Origin of the sequence: Bacteroides sp. Marseille-P8574 (genome assembly GCF_902825465.1) — a bacterium.
Taxonomy (GTDB): Bacteria; Bacteroidota; Bacteroidia; order Bacteroidales; family Bacteroidaceae; genus Bacteroides; species Bacteroides uniformis.
Genome location: NZ_CADEBE010000002.1, coordinates 72,320 through 89,580 on the forward strand (window position 1 = coordinate 72,320; position 17,261 = coordinate 89,580).

Consider the following 17,261-nt stretch of genomic DNA (forward strand, 5'->3'; position numbering starts at 1 on the left):
TTACGCTTTAACTTTCACAATTACTTTTTTTACACCGTCAGGAGTAATACCCGGAGCATGCCCGTCCCGAGGGAAAAAGATAGCAAACATTCCGGGCTTCACTGCAATATAGCTCTCTGCCAGTCCTTCAAAAAAAGTGATGTCTTTTTCCGCATTGTAAGGAGCATCAACCGGAAGGCAGTCTTGGGCGGCGGTATAACCTATTATCTCCGTACCGGACAAAGGTATTTGAATGTCAATATAGTCTTTATGAGTTTCCAGTTTGGCATTCTCTTTTTCTTTTGGATTTGTCTGAGCCACATTGACCAACAAGTCCTTTCCTTTCAGTTCGGTCTTGCCGATTTCCAAAGAGTGCAAATCATGTGATTTTAAAAAATCAATGGCCTGCTCAAACAGAGGATGCAGCAAAGTATATTTTTCTATGTTTTCAAGTCTGTCTACAACCATAATTCAAATGTTTTAAGTTAGTTATATAGGTAAATTATTCAAAGTCGTCTATGGTGTAATTCACAAAATCAGAAAAACGCTTCATCTGCTTGAAGATGTCGTCTGTACGATCCAAAAAGTCTGGAGCAAGAAAGAAGCTGTCCGGCTGGCAGCAGGCAACCGTATACTCTTTACACTGAAGGTATTTCAGATAGGGATAGTCCTTTGGAAATCCTTTTGGAGCTGTTTTTAGAAAATTCTCTCCGATGATGGGGAAGTATTGCTTGAAAGCGGGATCTTCCACTATGCTACGAAATTCATCCATATTATCGTATACTGCTTGTCGCAGAGCTCTTAACAAGGGCGAGGGAGGACAATAACTTCCACCGGCCAACAGGCAGTTTCCCGGTTCCAGATGCACGTAATAGCCACAATGGTCGGATTTCTTTCCTTTCGCATTGATATATCCTCCCAGATGTGTCTTGTAGGGAGTTTTATCTTCGGAAAAGCGTGTATCACGATAAATACGGTATGTACAGTCCTTTGCTTCTATGCCACGGATGCTTTCATCAAACAAAGAGATACGGGAGATAATTACTGTAAGCAAGTTTTCAAACTCGCTGCGGGCTACTTCATACTGTTCCCGGTGAGCATTGAACCATTCACGATTGTTGTTTGCAGACAGTTCTTTCAAAAATTGAAATATAACAGGGATATTCATATCATATTCTTTCCTTATTATCTGCCAAATTTACGGATAATATTTCTAACATGCTACAAAGAAGGGTAAAAAAAGCATCGGCTCTGGTAAACCGATGCTCCTTACACATTTATCAATCAAACAGACGCTTCTGTTTTTGATGTACTTACTTATCACAAGCGGGTACGTCTCTTTTAATTAATCTTATATCTAATACTATGAAAAACACATTTATATAACACAACAAATCGAGATTTTGTTCATGCAGATGAGGATAACTTTAGCATAAAAAATGGGTGGGTCATTTTATTCTGCATCCAGTTTGCACTATCTTTGCAAGAAAAAATGTAGAATATGGCCGAATATAAATTTGATGAAGATAGCGTTAAAGCGCTGATAGATTGGGCAAAGAGCACATCTTTCCCTCAAAGTGTAACATTGTCTGATGCTGAGAACATAGTGGATGTGAAACGTTTTGTGCAAGCTAACCTCAGTGATATAGATGCACATTATCCTGATGATTTTTATAATCCTGCCATCACGCGGCTATATCGACTGAAGGAATATATGGAAGAGAACCAATAAAGACTTGGCACTGATTATGCGGAAAGCCGCGAAGCGATTAAGAAATCCGTGTTGTTCTGCATAATTAGTGCCAAACCTAATAAATCACCTGAGTTGTGCCCCCATTATAGCTTTATCTTAAGTATCTTTCCTCCATATCCTTCGACGGCCACATTAGTAGCCTTATAGGGAAGCAGACTTATGTTTTCTTCTTTTCCGCTGAGCAGCTCCGTAGCTTTGTACTGATCCATCTGCGGTATTTGCAGGAAGTCAAAAGCATGAGAAGGAATATTTATGGCAAGGTCTGCCGAGATATGGTCGAAGTTCACGACAAACAGCAGCAGGTCCCTCTCAAATTTGCGCAGGAATGTATATTGCTTATGTTCATTAAAGCGCCATCCGTTGACATTGGCATACATCAAATCGAAGAAAGCTCCTTGAGAGATGGCCTTTTCTTCATTGCAAAGAGTCAGCAACCGTTTATAAATGCTGTATAGGTGTTTCTGGTCCTCCGTCAGCATCTTGCCGTCGAACTTGCCGTCATTGCGCCAACGGCGGATGGTATCTACACTCCAATAGTCAAAGATGGTTGTACGTCCGTCCCGGCCGCTGAAACCTTCGCTATCCATGCCCAGCTCACCAAACTCCTGACCGAAATAAATCATCATCGGATTGGTGTTCATGCAGGCTGACACAATGAGTGCCGGAATCGCCTTGCGCGGGTTACTGGCAAAAAAGTCGGAAGCGATACGTTGCTCGTCATGGTTTTCCAGAAAGTTCAACATGCGTTTTTCTATGCCTCCCAGACTTTGCCAAGAGCGAGTGATGGCAGTTGCCGATTCATACCCGCAAGTAACAGCTCGCAAGGTATCATAAAGTCCTACTTTGTCGTATAAATAATCAAACTTGCCACGGAACAAGTAATTCTTGTATTCTCCCGGGTTGTAGACTTCGGCTATAAACAGCAGGGAGGGATATTGCTCCTTGACCTGCGGAATTGCCCATTCCCAGAACTCTACGGGAACCATCTCGGCCATATCGCAACGGAAACCGTCTATGTTCTTTCCCGCCCAGAACAGCATGATATCCAGCATCTTGGTCCATGTATCGGGAATGGGGTCGAAATGGCAAGTCCCGCCGTTCTGATAATCCACTCCATAATTCAACTTTATAGTTTCGTACCAATCGGTAATGTTTGGATATGCGTCAAAACGGTTGTTTCCGGTAGCTTTTGCCGGAAATTCCCTATAAGGTTCGGTGGCTGCACCTTTCATGTCAAATAGGCCATGCAGTTCCGATTTCGGGATATAATAGAAGTTATTATATGGGCTGAACGCATAGTTGGTATCATCGTTTGAACCCAGTTGTGAAGTGCCATCCGGCTGGGCATCCGAGTGATATTGACGAGCTACGTGGTTGGGAACAAAATCTATGATGACCTTCAGACCGCTACGGTGAGTGCGCTGCACCAGATTCTCAAACTCTTTCATACGCTCCGGTACGTCCTTGGCGAGATCCGGGTCGACATCATAGTAGTCCTTGATGGCATAGGGAGATCCGGCTTTACCTTTCACAATGGCCGGATGGTCGGGTTGGATATTGTGACGGCGGTAGTCAGTTTGCGTAGCATGCTCAATGATGCCCGTGTACCATATATGTGTAGCGCCAAGCTTCTTGATTTCTCCCAACGCCTTGGCTGTAAAGTCAGCCATCTTGCCGCATCCATTTTCGGTGATGCTGCCATTATTGATGCAGTGGTTATTGTTGTTTCCGAATAGTCGGGTGAACACTTGATAAATAATCAATTTGTTTTCGTCGTTCATTTCTTTGTTTTCTATGTTATAGAATGGTTATTTTATTCTTTCCAAATGCTGCCTTTGTCTATGAACAGGCGTTCCAATATATCATTGGTCGTATTATATCCCTGCATGAATATCTCCTCCGCCTTTTCCAGCTCTGTATTGCTGTATCCCTCCAAGTTATAAGGTTCTATCAGTAAATCAGCCTTCTCGCGTTCAGGAAAAGAGTTGGAGCGAAACATAAAGTTATAGGAACGTAAGGCAATACTCACAATGTTCATTTTATACTTGGTTGCCATCAAAGGGCTGACATTCACGGCAATCACTTTTTCGCATATACGGCGGAGGGTAGAGACAGGCAGGTTCATCAGCAGGCCTCCGTCCACGTAATGGGTGCCGTCTATATTGACCGGGGCAAACAATACCGGCATGCAACACGAAGCTGCTACGCGTTCGGCGATGTCCCCTTTATGGAAATGTACCAGACGTCCGTGGTCCAGGTCAGTAGCTGTAATAATCAGAGGGATTTGCAGTTCTTCCAGTTTCTTGGATTTCAGATTGCTTTTCAGGAAATCGATGAACTCTCCCAATTCAAATAATCCGACTTTGGGAATCACCAGTTTGGTCAGGTCCTGAAACTTGTGCCCGGCAAAGTAGTCAAGAACTTTATGCGGTTCATTGCCGTCGGCGTAGAATACCCCGGCCAAGGCTCCGGCACTGACTCCGGAAAGTATATTGGGCTTGATGTCATGTTCCAATAAAGATTGCATGGCACCCAAATGGGCAAAGCCTTTGATGAAACCGCCGCTCAAGGCAAAACCTATCGGATATTTTTTAGTGAACCAGTTGTTCGTTGCTACCTCCATGTTGAAAATATAATATATTGTTCGGCACGAAATTAATGATTTTATCGTAGGGAGAAAGGAAAATAGCGGAAAAAAGTTCAAAGTATTAAGAGAAAAGTCTTCTCTATTAAGGAGAAAGTTTTTCTTGGTTAGGGAAAAAGTTTTTATCAGTTAAGAAAAAACTTAGTTTATGGTTTGCGGATGTCTATCCCAAGTCTTGGGATAGACATCCGCAAACTGGGGATATGTATCCGCAGTTTGCGAACAAAGTTTTAGGATTAAGGGATACTGTTTGAGAATATACGCTTAATTTTTTGCGATTGCTTTCAGCAGTACATATCCTCCGAACCACTGAATCAGCATACCCGGAATGCCCATACGGAAATCTTGCACAGCCAGAAAGAAATTACCGCACAGAGCCCATTCAAAGGCCGTACCGATAATTTGATAGGAGAGAACCACGCCCAGCAATGCCAATAAAGAGATATTCTTGGCATAGCGTGCAGCAAGAGCGGCGGCTCCGGCCAGCAGACCGGACTTTATAAGTATAGCCGGCAACACGGCTGCTGCAGGCATGGCAAAAAGCAGATGATTGATGACCGGCGACAGGATAGCCGTCAGCAGACCTACCTTGAAACCATATTTATAAGCAGCTATCAGTGTGAAGAAATAGATGGGAAGCAACGTCGGACCGCCTGCTGGGACCAGATGGCAGAGTTGCGGCAAGGCGATGTTTCCTGCCACGAACAGCAGGGCGAATAGATAGGTCTTTACGTTGCCGAAAGGCAGGGAATAAAGTTTTGCAGATGTTTCCATTTGTATAATATTATGCATTAATTGATAAATCTATTTTTAGTATGACTGTTTAAAACAGAAAAGGTTTAGTCAAATCTTCACCAATTCATATTTCATGGTTCCCAATCCGATTTTCTCGGCATGGCGCAACCCGGCAAGCCAGTCCGTGTCGGGGTGCATCAAGTGGAATTTGTCGCACCCGCACAAGTCATCGTGCTCGTGTGCCGTGGCGAGGCAATTGTTGCCGTGCAGTATCGGGGCTTGGATGACCATATCTGCACATGCCTTGTCCAGTGCAACCGGGTCTGCCGAAGCCAGGATGCCGAGGTCGGGCACGATGGCGGCATCGTTGTGGTTCCAGCAGTCGCATTCGGGAGATACGTTCATGATGAAGCTGATGTGGAAATGGGGCTTGCCCATAACGACAGCCAAGGCATATTCGGCAATCTTGTAGTTCAGGCGTTCGGAAGTATCTTCGGCTCCCATCACGGCACCGTCGTGCTGGCAGAGAGCTACGCACTGTCCGCAACCTACGCATTTGGTGTAGTCTATTTCTGCCTTGCGGCTTGCATTGAGGTGCACGGCGTCGTGTGCGCAGTGTTTCACGCAGATGTTGCAGCCTATGCAGTTTTCTACGTCAATCTTGGGTTGCGAGGCGCAGTGCAGTTCCAGCTTTCCGCCTACGCTGGCACATCCCATACCCAGATTCTTCAAGGCGCCGCCGAAACCGGCTTGTTCGTGTCCCTTGAAGTGGTTCATACTGATTACAATATCGGCGTCGGCTATCGCTGTACCGATTTTGGGTGCCGGACAATATTCCCCGTTCAGAGGGATTTCGCGGTAGTCCGTTCCTTTCAGCCCGTCGCCGATAATGACCTGGCACTGGGCCGAGATAGGGTTAAAGCCATTCTCCATCGCACTTTGCAAGTGGTCTACGGCATTGGCACGACGACCGGAATACAGCGTGTTGCAGTCCGTCAAGAAAGGTTTGGCTCCCAGGCTGCGAAGCAGGGTTGCCATTCGAGCTGCATAATTGGGACGTAAGTATGCCAGGTTACCGGGTTCGCCGAAATGGATTTTAATGGCAGCAAAGCTATCTTTCAAAGGAAGTTGCTCGATGCCTGCCCTTCTCAGCAAGCGTTCCATTTTATCCAAAAGATTGGATGTAGGGGAGGTACGCAAGTCAGAGTAGTATACTTTTGCTTTTTCCATGTGTTTTTACCTATTTATTGTGATAGTATCTGCAAAAATAACAGATTATTTCATATTAATAGGTATATGGCTAAAAAAAGTAGGGATTTTAGACGTCATTGATTCACTGTTCAAGAAAGACGATGCCAGGAAAATTTTGGGCATACGCTACTAAGGAGCAGGCTTGTCAGAACGCATTGTCCGTTGGTGCCAAACACATGATGTATCGGAGGCTGACAGATAATGCGTTTAGGGTAAACAGATAATGCGTTTCGACGAGCTCTTATTCCGATAAAGGAAAGTGCCATAACGGACCGTTTCCGTGTCCTATATCCATGTTTTTCCCCTGATTTATCGCAATACTGATATACTCTTTAGCCTTGCGGACCGCTTCATCGGGTTTGCTGCCACCGGCAAGAAATGTAGCTATGGCAGAGGAAAGGGTACACCCCGTGCCGTGCAGGTTACGGCTCTCTATTTTGGGGTTGGAATAGAGGATGCATCCGGATGGCAGGACGTCAGCTCCGGCAGAAGGTTGCCGGCAATAAAGCACGTCGCACATGTCATTGCCCTCCAGATGTCCGCCTTTGACGAGGACAGCGGTGTTGTATCTGCAGGATAATTCCCGTGCCGCTTGCTGCATCTCTACAGTGCCGGCAATGGTTTGCCCCCACAGCAGGCTTGCTTCATTCAGGTTGGGAGTAATGAGGGTGCATAGCGGAAACAGTTCCGCCTTAATGACTTGTATAGTTTCTTCGGTCATCAGTCGCCGTCCACTGGTCGATATCATGACGGGGTCATAGACTATACACTCCGGAGTATAAGTCTGAAGACAATCGACAATGGCGGTCACAATACTGGCATCATGTACCATACCTATCTTGACGGCATCCGGCCTTAAATCATCCATAACAGAGGTGATTTGTGCTTTAACCATATCCGCAGGTATCGGATAAACCGATTGTACTCCCAGTGTGTTTTGTGCAGTAACAGCCGTGATGACGGAAGCGGCATAACCTTCCAAAGCGGAAATGGTCTTTATGTCTGCTTGTATGCCTGCACCGCCCGAACAGTCGGAACCGGCAATGGAAAGGATAATAGGGGGAAGCATGAGATAATTAAAAATTAAAAATTAAAGAAGGGGGGAGGAGAGCTGTTTCAGGTGGAGGAAGTGGGGGATGAAATCTTCCTTCGCTTGCTGCCAGATGTCTCCTAGCAGGACGGCACCTCCGAAACCTAAAGCGGCTATTTCCGGAAGATGCTCCAGGCTGATGCCACCCAATGCCATGACGTTGGAGTCGATAATATCAGCTTTCTGTGCCTTCTTCAAGGTATCGCAGGAGTAAGCGGAAGAGTAGCCTTCTTTGGATATACTGTCATAAATGGGACTGAGGAACACATAGTTACAATCTGATTTATGTTTCAACACTTCTTCAAGAGAGTGGCAGGAACAACTGATGTGTCCCTTATATCCGGACGGTATCTGCGGATTGCGCCCGTTCAGATGAATTCCTTTCAGACCGAAAACGGATGCCAGCTGGAATTGCTCATGCGTGACAATGCGCGGCATATATTCCATCGGTAGTTGTTGAAGAAAATTCCCCATCTCCTCTGCCGAAGCTCCCGGCTTGCGCAGGTGGAGTATTTCCAAACCGTTTTGGAATAAGGAGGTAACTGCCGCTGCTTCTCCTTCAAAGAATTGCGGCGTGGTAATGACTATCAGCTTCATATCTTTATGGATGTTTGTCTATAATGAGAAAATATACGACTGCATGGTCCTTAAATCAATCGTCCATAGCTTTCCAACCAAGGGTTCACCGTAGCCGCAAATCAGTTTCAATACTTCATTGGCTTCTACGCTACCCACAATGGCAGGGGTTACGCCGATAACCGATTTGTCCGGAGACGGCATGAGCAGTGTCCCTTCTTCATCCGGATAGAGCTCACGGTAGTTTTTCGCACCTTCACCGTAGCAGAAGACGGACACTTGGCCTTCAAAGCCTTGAATGGCACCATAAACGTAGGGCTTTCCCCAAGCGTTGCATACGTCATTCAGCAAGTAGCGGGTAGCGAAGTTGTCGCACCCGTCTACCACTATATCGTAGTTCCTTATCAGTTCCCCGGCATTCTTCTTGTCCAGACGGAAGGGGTACGCTTCCACGTTTACATCGCTGTTCAAACCCTGCACTCTACGGGCGCCACATAGAGGTTTAGGCTGCCCAAGGTCAGCTTCAGCATACAGAACCTGACGTTGAAGATTACTGATGCTGACCTGGTCATCGTCCACCAATCCCAGCGTTCCGACTCCTGCTCCCGCCAGATAGAGGGCAATGGGAGAACCCAATCCTCCCACACCGACTATCAACACCTTGGCATTACGCAGTTTCTCTTGTCCGGCTTCGCCTATTTCAGGGAGGGACGTTTGTCTGGCATATCGGTTCATTTGTTCATTATTATTAAGGTTCTGTATTCGGCCACTCATCTCTTGAAAGCCTTCAAATCAAAACTCGCATCCCAATCTTTCCACACCGGTTCGCGCCCCAGGCGTTTCAACGCTTTGTCCACTTCCACAGCCTTGCGCTCGTCGCTGACATGAAACTGTTCCAGCGTTTGCGGATAGCTGTAATATCCTCCCGGCTCGGTCTTGCTTTCGGCGCTCATGGTTGTCACACCAAGTGTTGCCATATGGTCGCGTATATCGGCAGGCTCGCGGGTGGAGTAGGAGATGTCCACATCATGGTCAAAGATACGCATGGCAAAAGTGACTTGTGCCAGTTCGCGGTCGCTCATGATAACATTGGGCTGGAAGCCGCCATTCTCCGAAGGACGCATACGGGGGAAGTTGACGCTGTATTTCGTCTGCCAATAATGCTTCTGGAGATAGCGCAGGTGATAAGCCATCATGGTGATGTCTGTCCGCCATTCTTTCTCCAGACCGATGAGCACTCCCATGCCGATGGAATGGACGCCCGCCTGCCCCATACGGTCGAAACCGTTGACACGCCATTCAAATTTGGACTTCATGCCGCGGGGGTGGTAGATGTTGTAATTCGCTTTGTGATAGGTTTCCTGAAAACAAATCACACCGTTCATGCCGTGCTCTTTCAGCTCTGCATACTCTTCCGCCTTTAAGGGCATCACTTCTATTTTCAGATTGCTGAAGTAGGGTTTTGCCAGGTCTAGTGCACGGGCTATGTAGGGCACGCCTGCTTTGGCCGGATTTTCTCCCGTCACCAACAGCAAATTCTCGAAAGGTGCCAGCTTCTTGATGGCCTTGTATTCGTTCACGATTTCTTCTTCCGTCAGTATGGTACGCGGCATGGGGTTGCTGATATGGAAACCGCAATACACGCAAGAGTTGGTGCAGGAATTCGTGATGTAAAGAGGCACGAACATGGAGATGGTCTTCCCGAATCGTGCCTCGGTGTATTTCTTGCTCAATCGTGCCATCGTCTCCAGATAGGGAGCAGCGGCGGGTGAGATGAGGGCCATGAAGTCCTCTACATTACAATGTTCTTTGGAGAGGGCACGGCGTACATCCGCATCTGTCTTGGCATGGATGCGTGCCGTGGTTTCCTCCCAGGATATATGTTCTAATTCGTCTGAAAACATAGTGTTCTATCAATTCCCATTTATTTCTTTTTTAATTCTCTCGACAACCGCATTGCGCAGAAGTTTGGTCCGCACATCGTGCAATACTCCCCATCCACATGCTTCCCTGCATGGAAATAGCTGAACGCACGTTCCGGGTCGAGTGACAAGTCAAACTGGTCTTTCCAGCGGAATTCATAACGCGCTTTGCTCAGTGCATTGTCGCGCACTTGTGCTCCGGGATGCCCTTTTGCCAGGTCGGCAGCATGGGCGGCTATCTTATAGGTGATGACACCTACACGCACATCCTCCTTATCGGGCAGCGCCAGATGCTCTTTGGGGGTGACATAACAGAGCATGGCCGTACCCAGCCAACCTATCTGTGCCGCGCCGATGGCAGACGTAATATGGTCGTAACCCGGTGCGATGTCCGTCACGATGGGGCCGAGCGTATAGAAAGGCGCATCGTGGCATTTTTCTATCTGGCGCTCCATATTCTCCTTAATCTTGTGCATGGGCACGTGGCCGGGACCTTCGATGAAAGCCTGCACATTCTTGTCCCAAGCACGCAGCACAAGCTCGCCCATCGTGTCGAGTTCTGCAAACTGCGCTTCATCGTTGGCATCGTGCGTAGACCCCGGACGCAGTCCGTCTCCCAAAGAGATGGCCACATCATACTGTGCCAGAATATCGCAAATGTCATCAAAGTGTTCGTAAAGGAAACTCTCGCGGTCGTGCACCAGGCACCATTTGCTCATGATGCTGCCACCACGGCTCACGATACCGCACAGCCTTTTCTCGGCCAGATGCACATTATGGCGGCGTATACCGGCATGGATGGTGAAGTAGTCCACTCCCTGCTCGCATTGTTCAATCAAGGTGTCGCGGTAGATTTCCCAGGTGAGGTCCTCCACCTTGCCGTTCACTTTCTCCAATGCCTGGTAGATGGGGACAGTACCTACCGGAACGGGACAGTTACGGATAATCCATTCGCGCGTTTCGTGGATATTCTCCCCGGTGGAGAGGTCCATCAGCGTGTCGCCTCCCCATTTACAGCTCCACAAAGCCTTTTCCACCTCTTCTTCAATGCCGGAGGTGGTGGCGGAGTTTCCGATATTGGTATTTATCTTCACCAGGAAGTTACGGCCTATAATCATCGGCTCTGCTTCGGGATGGTTGATGTTGGCAGGAAGCAGGGCACGTCCGGCGGCAATCTCCCGGCGTACAAATTCCGGTGTGATGTGTGTCTCTATTCCCAGCTCCGCGCAGTTCATGTTCTCGCGAATCGCTACATACTCCATTTCAGGCGTGATGATGCCTTGCTTGGCATAGTACATCTGTGTGCAGCATTTTCCTTGAAGGGCACGGTAGGGCAGGGTGATGTGCTCAAAGCGCAGAGAATCGAGTGACCTGTCGTCGCGGCGCATGCGTCCGTACTCCGACGTTATTTCGGGAAGCTGCTCCACATCGCCTCGTTTCAGTATCCACGGTTCGCGCAGGCGGGGCAGCCCTTTCTTTAAATCCACTTCGACGGTAGGGTCGCTGAACGGTCCGCTGGTATCATACACATACACTTCAGGATTCGGAGTAATCACCTTTTCTCCATCTATGAAGTTCGTACTGGGCACTTGTTCCACTTTGCGCATAGCTACGCGCAATTCGGGAAACAAGGTACCCGGCAAATATACTTTCTCAGAACGGGGGAATTTTATCTTCTGCTTCATTGCATTGTCAGTTTTATAGGTTCAAAAAAGCCGTCAGCGGTGAGCTGGCTTCCGCAACAAAATTATCGGTTTGTGCGCCCAGACCTGCTTCGTATGCCATGCGTCCTGCCTCTACAGCCTGCTTGAACGCTACCGCCATGGCCACGGGGTCGCCCGCCACTGCAATGGCAGTATTCACCAGGCAAGCCGACGCGCCCATTTCCATAGCCTCTGCCGCATGGCTCGGGGCACCGATACCGGCATCCACCACTACGGGGATATTGGCTTGCTCAATGATTATCCTCAAGAAATCCCTTGTCTGCAGTCCTTTGTTTGTGCCGATAGGAGCACCCAGCGGCATGACGGTGGCGGCACCTGCCTCTTCCAGTCTCTTGCACAGTGTGGGGTCTGCCTGACAATAGGGCAGTACTACGAAGCCCAATTTGACCAGTTCCTCCGTGGCTTTCAACGTCTCCACAGAATCCGGCAACAGATAGCGGGGGTCGGGGTGTATCTCCAGTTTCAGCCAGTTCGTGCCAAAAGCCTCACGCGCCATCTGTGCGGCAAAAACAGCTTCTTCGGCATTGCGCACGCCGGAGGTATTGGGCAGAAGCTGAATGCCGGGATGTTGTATATGCACCAGCATATCATCTTCCTTATTGTCCAGTTCAATTCGTTTCATTGCCACCGTCACCATTTCCGTGCCGGATGCCAAGATGGATTGTTCCATCACTTCGTCGGAATGGAACTTTCCGGTTCCTAAAAACAGGCGGGAGTTGAACTCACGTCCCGCAATCACTAATTTTTCCATGTCAGTAGTGTTATATTAATTTTTCGTTCTTTACTTTTTCCCCTGCTTCTTCATTCTTTATTAAAGAAATGATTCTCCGCATCTCGTCTGCCGGACTATCGGCATGCAGCACCGTGCCGGATAGGGCAATTCCGCTGACTCCCGTCTGCATAATGGCGGGAATGTCTGCAATGGTAATTCCTCCGATGGCAACCATGGGCAGGCATACGTTCTCCTCCCGCATCCGGTTGACGATGGCGGCATAGCCTTCCAATCCTAATATCGGGCTTAGGTTCTTCTTGGTGGTGGTGTAGCGGAAAGGGCCGCAGCCTATGTAGTCGGCACCAGCTTTGTAGTGTTGCTGTACATCCTCAAAAGTATTGGCGGTACCGCCTATAATGTACTCCGCGCCCAGAATCCGGCGTGCGTCGGCTATGGGCATGTCTTTCTTTCCAAGATGTACGCCGTCGGCACGCAGCTTCTTTACCAGTTCCACATGGTCGTCAATGATGAAGGTCGCACCGTATTGTCGGCAAAGAGCCTGCACCTCTAAGGCTACGGGTTCTATCGTTTCCACCGGGGTGTCTTTCATGCGCAGTTGCACCCAGCGGCAACCGCCCTCAAGAGTCATGCGTGCAGCATCCAGGTACGAATATCGCTCCGTATAGTGCGTGATGAACTGCATTCCTCCGTTTTTCAGCCTCTCGTCCTTCATCTTCCTCACCCTCCGCAAGCCGCTTTGATAATGATGATGGACATGTATTCCCTCAGGGCGCATTTTGTCCATTCCGTGCGAAATACAATATGGTTGTCTACGGCCACGGCAATGCCTTGCACCGGTAGGGCAAGTTCCTCGATAAGTTGTGAAAGGGTAGTGGCGCCGGTTTTCACTTCCTTGTTGTTGACCAATACTTTCATTTTTCTGTTCATTAAGAAATAAAACAATGGAAGTAAATACAAAGAAGCGTCTTTACGGCAAGTTTAGTGAAGAAAAAAATATCCAATTCCTACGGCAGTACTAACTGCATCAGGTTCGAGGGTATAATCTCAGCCCGTCAGGGCACCCCTTTGTCTTTACGGCAACAAAGGTAAGGGAAAATCGGAAATAAAAAACAAAAGGAAGCTTTTTTTCTCCCTGTCTCTGACTTTTCTTTTCCTTACCATCTCCGTACCTATACAGACGTAGCAGATAGAGAAGAGATTACAAGAGGAAAGTAAAGCTCTTTAAAAAGAAAGGCTGCCTCTCCGAAGAAAGACAGCCTTGAAGATATACTATACACAAAGAATTATGCAATCCCGTGAGCCGTTGCTTCCGGTGCAATTTTCTTGATAAGACCTTGCAGCACTGCACCAGGACCGCACTCTGTGAAGTCCGTAGCACCATCGGCAACCATGTTCTTCACTGTTTGCGTCCAACGTACCGATGCTGTCAGCTGAGCCACCAGATTCTTCTTGATTTCTGCCGGGTCAGTATGAGGCATAGCGTCTACATTCTGATATACGGGGCACTTCGGAGCATGGATTTCTGTTGCATTGATGGCTGCTTCCAGTTCCACTTTGGCAGGGTCCATCAATGGAGAGTGGAATGCACCGCCTACCTTCAACGGTAAGGCGCGCTTGGCACCTGCAGCCTTCATCAGTTCGCAAGCCTTGTTGATACCTTCTATGGAACCGGAAATTACAATCTGTCCCGGGCAATTATAGTTGGCTGCCACGCAAACTTCACCTTCGGCACTTACCTGGGCGCAGATTTCCTCAACCTTTTCATCCGGCAGGGCAATTATGGCTGCCATAGTGGAGGGCTGTGCTTCGCAAGCCTTTTGCATAGCCATGGCACGGGCATACACCAGTTTCAGACCATCTTCAAAGCTCAGTGCACCGGCAGCAACCAAAGCGGAGAACTCGCCCAGTGAGTGACCGGCGGTCATCTCCGGCTTAAAGTCATCGCCCATGCAGAGGGCGGAAATAACGGAATGAAGGAATACGGCAGGTTGGGTAACTTTAGTCTGGCGCAGGTCTTCATCTGTACCGTTGAACATAATATCAGTAATACGATACCCGAGGATATCATTTGCTTTCTCAAAAAGTTCCTTGGCTAATGCCGAATTTTCGTACAGGTCCTTTCCCATGCCAACGAATTGGGCACCTTGACCCGGAAATACAAATGCTTTCATATTTACTCGTTTTTTAGTGTTTAAATAAAAAGTGCTGCAAAGGTAGAGGTTTTTCTGATATTCACCGCACAAACGGATGTTTTTTGTGCAATACCCTTACTTTAAGGAGGAAGCTAAAATACAATATGTATGCTTGGGTCTTCTGTGATATCCGGATACTGAAATACTTATAAATGAAACACTTCCTCCTTATTGTACTTCCTACAATTAGACCTCTTGTGTATTCTTGTAAATTACATATTGTATTCCATACGATAACAACTGAAAATGATATTGTATAAAGTAAGATATGTATTCAGTTGAAAAATAATGCTTTATAACATTGTAAAAATATTCTTTTCCTTTGTTGCAAATTAGAAAAACCTATTTATATTTGCAGCGCTTAACGAGATATATTATGCAAAACATAGAACAAAAAACGCCGTTGGCAAACAATCATATCTCTGTGGACTGTGTAGTGATTGGTTTTGACGGAGAACAGCTAAAGGTTCTGCTGATTAAGCGTGCAGGAGAGGAAGAAGGAGAAATCTTTCATGATATGAAGCTTCCCGGAAGTCTGATTTATATGGATGAGGACTTAGATGAAGCTGCCAAACGGGTGTTGAATGAATTAACGGGCCTGAAGAACGTCAATCTGATGCAATTTAAGGCATTCGGTTCAAAAAACCGTACGAAGGACCCCAAAGATGTGCATTGGCTGGAACGTGCCATGCAGTCCAGGGTGGAACGTATTGTCACCATAGCCTATCTTTCCCTGGTGAAGATAGACCGCGCATTGAACCGTGATTTGGACGATTATCAAGCCAGTTGGGTAGCCATGCCGGATATAAAGGCTCTGGCATTCGACCACAACCTGATTATCAAGGAAGCCATTACCTATGTCCGCCAGTACGTCGAGTTCAATCCGTCTTCACTGTTCGACTTATTGCCGCGTAAGTTCACCGCATCCCAGCTTCGCACTTTGTACGAGCTGGTGTATGACAAGCAGTACGACGTACGCAATTTCCATAAAAAGATAGCCCTGATGGAATATGTCGTTCCTCTGGAAGAAAAACAGCAAGGCGTGGCCCACCGGGCGGCACGTTACTACCGTTTTGACAAAAAGATATACAATAAAATCCGACGGTAGCCGGATTTTGAATTCTTCATATCACTTTCATTAATATTGATAGAAATGTATTTATTAGGTTATGACATCGGCAGCTCGTCTGTAAAAGCGAGTCTGGTAAATGCGGAAAGCGGCAAATGTGTATCGTCTGCCTTCTTCCCCAAGACTGAAGCGGAAATTATCGCAGTGAAGCCCGGCTGGGCAGAGCAAGACCCCGGAAATTGGTGGGAAAATTTGAAACTGGCCACACAAGCTGTATTGGCAGAATCCGGAGTAAACGCAGAAGACATCAAGGCGATTGGTATCTCTTATCAGATGCATGGCTTGGTATGTGTAGATAAAAACCAGCAGGTGTTGCGTCCTGCCATTATCTGGTGCGACTCCAGAGCCGTGCCCTACGGACAAAAGGCTTTCGAAACATTGGGAGAGGAGACTTGCCTTTCACATCTGCTGAATTCTCCGGGCAACTTCACGGCCTCCAAACTGGCTTGGATTAAGGAGAATGAGCCTTCCGTTTACGAAAAGATTCATAAGATAATGCTGCCGGGCGACTATATCGCCATGAAGTTGAGCGGTACCATCTGTACCACGGTGTCCGGTTTGTCCGAAGGGATGTTCTGGGATTTCAAGAACAACCGGGTTGCTGATTTTCTGATGGAGTATTATGGATTCGACTCCTCTCTGATTGCCGACATCAAACCGACTTTCTCCGAGCAGGGACGCGTCAATGCTGCTGCAGCCGCAGAGCTGGGTCTGAAAGAAGGTACGCCTATCACTTACCGTGCTGGCGACCAGCCCAACAATGCCCTTTCCCTGAATGTATTCAATCCGGGTGAAATAGCTTCCACCGCCGGAACATCCGGCGTGGTATACGGCGTGAACGGTGAGGTGAACTACGACCCCAAGTCACGTGTCAACACCTTTGCACACGTCAACCATACTGCCGGGCAAACCCGTCTGGGTGTTCTGCTGTGCATCAATGGTACGGGCATCCTCAATTCATGGGTAAAACGTACCGTTGCTCCCGAAGGCATCTCCTACAGCGATATGAATCTGCTGGCAGCACAAGCTCCCATCGGCAGTGCCGGCATCAGCATCCTGCCCTTCGGGAACGGTGCGGAGCGTATGCTGGAGAACAAGGAAATAGGCTGCTCCATTCATGGCATCAACTTCAACCAGCACGGCAAGCAGCATATCGTCCGTGCAGCGCAGGAAGGCATCGTTTTCTCCTTCAAATATGGAATCGACATCATGGAACAAATGGGCATTCCCGTGCAGAAAATTCATGCCGGCAAGGCTAATATGTTCCTCAGCCCGCTGTTCCGCGAGACATTGGCCGGTGTGACGGGAGCTGTCATCGAACTGTATGATACCGACGGCTCTGTAGGTGCCGCCAAAGGCGCCGGAATCGGTGCGGGCATATACAAGGACAACAACGAAGCATTTGCCACGCTTGAGAAGCTCGAGGTGATAGAGCCGAAAGTGGCAGACCGCCAGGCTTATGCCGACGCATATGCGCGCTGGAAACACTGTCTGGAAGAAGCAATGAGATAATGTATGATTGATTCATGGCAT

Annotated in this window: 18 protein-coding genes and 1 riboswitch; of the genes, 3 read left to right on the forward strand and 15 right to left on the reverse strand. The window is 47.9% G+C overall.

All coding sequences use genetic code 11. From position 1 onward, the window contains the following. A complete protein-coding gene (locus HUX74_RS12525; protein WP_119962273.1) occupies positions 1 to 447 on the reverse strand; it encodes a YhcH/YjgK/YiaL family protein in 447 nt (148 codons plus the stop codon). A 34-nt stretch (positions 448 to 481) separates the two neighbouring features. Continuing rightward, positions 482 to 1,147, reverse strand: coding sequence for a DUF2461 domain-containing protein (locus tag HUX74_RS12530; RefSeq protein WP_174646774.1), 666 nt, complete (start codon positions 1,145 to 1,147; stop codon positions 482 to 484). Positions 1,148 to 1,480: 333 nt separating this feature from the next. Here HUX74_RS12530 and HUX74_RS12535 point away from each other — a divergent pair, with 333 nt between their 5' ends. Beyond that, positions 1,481 to 1,711, forward strand: a complete 231-nt coding sequence (locus HUX74_RS12535; RefSeq protein WP_117599602.1) for a hypothetical protein — start codon at positions 1,481 to 1,483, stop codon at positions 1,709 to 1,711. A 104-nt stretch (positions 1,712 to 1,815) separates the two neighbouring features. On the opposite strand, the gene HUX74_RS12540 is transcribed toward HUX74_RS12535, so the two are convergent. From HUX74_RS12540 to fabD, 13 genes are all read right to left on the reverse strand, one after another. Next, entirely contained in the window at positions 1,816 to 3,513 is a 1,698-nt protein-coding gene (locus tag HUX74_RS12540) for an alpha-amylase family protein (protein ID WP_174646775.1), read from the reverse strand. 32 nt (positions 3,514 to 3,545) lie between these two features. Further along, positions 3,546 to 4,355, reverse strand: a complete 810-nt coding sequence (locus HUX74_RS12545; protein WP_138345917.1) for a patatin-like phospholipase family protein — start codon at positions 4,353 to 4,355, stop codon at positions 3,546 to 3,548. A gap of 285 nt (positions 4,356 to 4,640) precedes the next feature. Continuing rightward, positions 4,641 to 5,150 carry an ECF transporter S component gene (locus HUX74_RS12550; protein WP_171030451.1) on the reverse strand — a complete coding sequence of 170 codons (510 nt, stop codon included), beginning with the start codon at positions 5,148 to 5,150 and terminating at the stop codon, positions 4,641 to 4,643. 69 nt (positions 5,151 to 5,219) lie between these two features. Next, positions 5,220 to 6,341, reverse strand: coding sequence for a DUF362 domain-containing protein (locus tag HUX74_RS12555; protein ID WP_117599605.1), 1,122 nt, complete (start codon positions 6,339 to 6,341; stop codon positions 5,220 to 5,222). Between the two features lie 262 nt (positions 6,342 to 6,603). Then, positions 6,604 to 7,431, reverse strand: a complete 828-nt coding sequence (gene thiD / locus HUX74_RS12560) for a bifunctional hydroxymethylpyrimidine kinase/phosphomethylpyrimidine kinase (protein ID WP_119962269.1) — start codon at positions 7,429 to 7,431, stop codon at positions 6,604 to 6,606. Between the two features lie 21 nt (positions 7,432 to 7,452). Then, complete coding sequence (locus HUX74_RS12565; protein ID WP_174646776.1) at positions 7,453 to 8,049, reverse strand: thiamine phosphate synthase; 597 nt, start codon at positions 8,047 to 8,049, stop codon at positions 7,453 to 7,455. 18 nt (positions 8,050 to 8,067) lie between these two features. After that, on the reverse strand, positions 8,068 to 8,763 hold the full coding sequence (locus tag HUX74_RS12570; protein WP_138345926.1) for a HesA/MoeB/ThiF family protein: 696 nt from the start codon (positions 8,761 to 8,763) through the stop codon (positions 8,068 to 8,070). A 35-nt stretch (positions 8,764 to 8,798) separates the two neighbouring features. Beyond that, on the reverse strand, positions 8,799 to 9,932 hold the full coding sequence (gene thiH, locus HUX74_RS12575; RefSeq protein WP_117599608.1) for a 2-iminoacetate synthase ThiH: 1,134 nt from the start codon (positions 9,930 to 9,932) through the stop codon (positions 8,799 to 8,801). A 20-nt stretch (positions 9,933 to 9,952) separates the two neighbouring features. Further along, entirely contained in the window at positions 9,953 to 11,635 is a 1,683-nt protein-coding gene (gene thiC, locus HUX74_RS12580; RefSeq protein ID WP_117599609.1) for a phosphomethylpyrimidine synthase ThiC, read from the reverse strand. 13 nt (positions 11,636 to 11,648) lie between these two features. Further along, a complete protein-coding gene (locus tag HUX74_RS12585; protein WP_117599610.1) occupies positions 11,649 to 12,425 on the reverse strand; it encodes a thiazole synthase in 777 nt (258 codons plus the stop codon). A 10-nt stretch (positions 12,426 to 12,435) separates the two neighbouring features. Next, positions 12,436 to 13,119, reverse strand: a complete 684-nt coding sequence (locus tag HUX74_RS12590; RefSeq protein WP_174647329.1) for a thiamine phosphate synthase — start codon at positions 13,117 to 13,119, stop codon at positions 12,436 to 12,438. A gap of 5 nt (positions 13,120 to 13,124) precedes the next feature. Continuing rightward, positions 13,125 to 13,322 (reverse strand): sulfur carrier protein ThiS, encoded by a 198-nt coding sequence (gene thiS, locus HUX74_RS12595; RefSeq protein WP_117599738.1) that lies wholly within the window; start codon positions 13,320 to 13,322, stop codon positions 13,125 to 13,127. A 69-nt stretch (positions 13,323 to 13,391) separates the two neighbouring features. Continuing rightward, a riboswitch (TPP riboswitch) is annotated at positions 13,392 to 13,482 on the reverse strand. Positions 13,483 to 13,690: 208 nt separating this feature from the next. Beyond that, positions 13,691 to 14,578: an ACP S-malonyltransferase gene (gene fabD, locus HUX74_RS12600; protein ID WP_117599612.1), complete on the reverse strand. Its 888-nt coding sequence runs from the start codon at positions 14,576 to 14,578 to the stop codon at positions 13,691 to 13,693. Positions 14,579 to 14,975: 397 nt separating this feature from the next. On the opposite strand from fabD, the gene HUX74_RS12605 reads away from it, so the two are divergent. Next, positions 14,976 to 15,707, forward strand: coding sequence for an NUDIX domain-containing protein (locus HUX74_RS12605; protein WP_117599613.1), 732 nt, complete (start codon positions 14,976 to 14,978; stop codon positions 15,705 to 15,707). Between the two features lie 45 nt (positions 15,708 to 15,752). Further along, the gene (locus tag HUX74_RS12610) at positions 15,753 to 17,240 is read left to right on the forward strand and encodes a xylulokinase (RefSeq protein WP_117599614.1); all 1,488 of its coding nucleotides are present in this window, start codon (positions 15,753 to 15,755) and stop codon (positions 17,238 to 17,240) included. The last annotated feature ends 21 nt before the right edge of the window (positions 17,241 to 17,261 follow it).

Coding starts and splice junctions, on each gene's coding strand:
- HUX74_RS12525 (WP_119962273.1), bottom strand. CDS start 447: ATGGTTGTAGACAGACTTGAAAACATAGAAAAATATACTTTGCTGCAT.
- fabD (WP_117599612.1), bottom strand. CDS start 14,578: ATGAAAGCATTTGTATTTCCGGGTCAAGGTGCCCAATTCGTTGGCATG.
- thiS (WP_117599738.1), bottom strand. CDS start 13,322: ATGAAAGTATTGGTCAACAACAAGGAAGTGAAAACCGGCGCCACTACC.
- HUX74_RS12550 (WP_171030451.1), bottom strand. CDS start 5,150: ATGGAAACATCTGCAAAACTTTATTCCCTGCCTTTCGGCAACGTAAAG.
- thiD (WP_119962269.1), bottom strand. CDS start 7,431: ATGCTTCCCCCTATTATCCTTTCCATTGCCGGTTCCGACTGTTCGGGC.
- HUX74_RS12530 (WP_174646774.1), bottom strand. CDS start 1,147: ATGAATATCCCTGTTATATTTCAATTTTTGAAAGAACTGTCTGCAAAC.
- thiC (WP_117599609.1), bottom strand. CDS start 11,635: ATGAAGCAGAAGATAAAATTCCCCCGTTCTGAGAAAGTATATTTGCCG.
- HUX74_RS12605 (WP_117599613.1), top strand. CDS start 14,976: ATGCAAAACATAGAACAAAAAACGCCGTTGGCAAACAATCATATCTCT.
- HUX74_RS12565 (WP_174646776.1), bottom strand. CDS start 8,049: ATGAAGCTGATAGTCATTACCACGCCGCAATTCTTTGAAGGAGAAGCA.
- HUX74_RS12540 (WP_174646775.1), bottom strand. CDS start 3,513: ATGAACGACGAAAACAAATTGATTATTTATCAAGTGTTCACCCGACTA.
- HUX74_RS12570 (WP_138345926.1), bottom strand. CDS start 8,763: ATGAACCGATATGCCAGACAAACGTCCCTCCCTGAAATAGGCGAAGCC.
- HUX74_RS12545 (WP_138345917.1), bottom strand. CDS start 4,355: ATGGAGGTAGCAACGAACAACTGGTTCACTAAAAAATATCCGATAGGT.
- HUX74_RS12535 (WP_117599602.1), top strand. CDS start 1,481: ATGGCCGAATATAAATTTGATGAAGATAGCGTTAAAGCGCTGATAGAT.
- thiH (WP_117599608.1), bottom strand. CDS start 9,932: ATGTTTTCAGACGAATTAGAACATATATCCTGGGAGGAAACCACGGCA.
- HUX74_RS12590 (WP_174647329.1), bottom strand. CDS start 13,119: ATGAAGGACGAGAGGCTGAAAAACGGAGGAATGCAGTTCATCACGCAC.
- HUX74_RS12555 (WP_117599605.1), bottom strand. CDS start 6,341: ATGGAAAAAGCAAAAGTATACTACTCTGACTTGCGTACCTCCCCTACA.
- HUX74_RS12585 (WP_117599610.1), bottom strand. CDS start 12,425: ATGGAAAAATTAGTGATTGCGGGACGTGAGTTCAACTCCCGCCTGTTT.
- HUX74_RS12610 (WP_117599614.1), top strand. CDS start 15,753: ATGTATTTATTAGGTTATGACATCGGCAGCTCGTCTGTAAAAGCGAGT.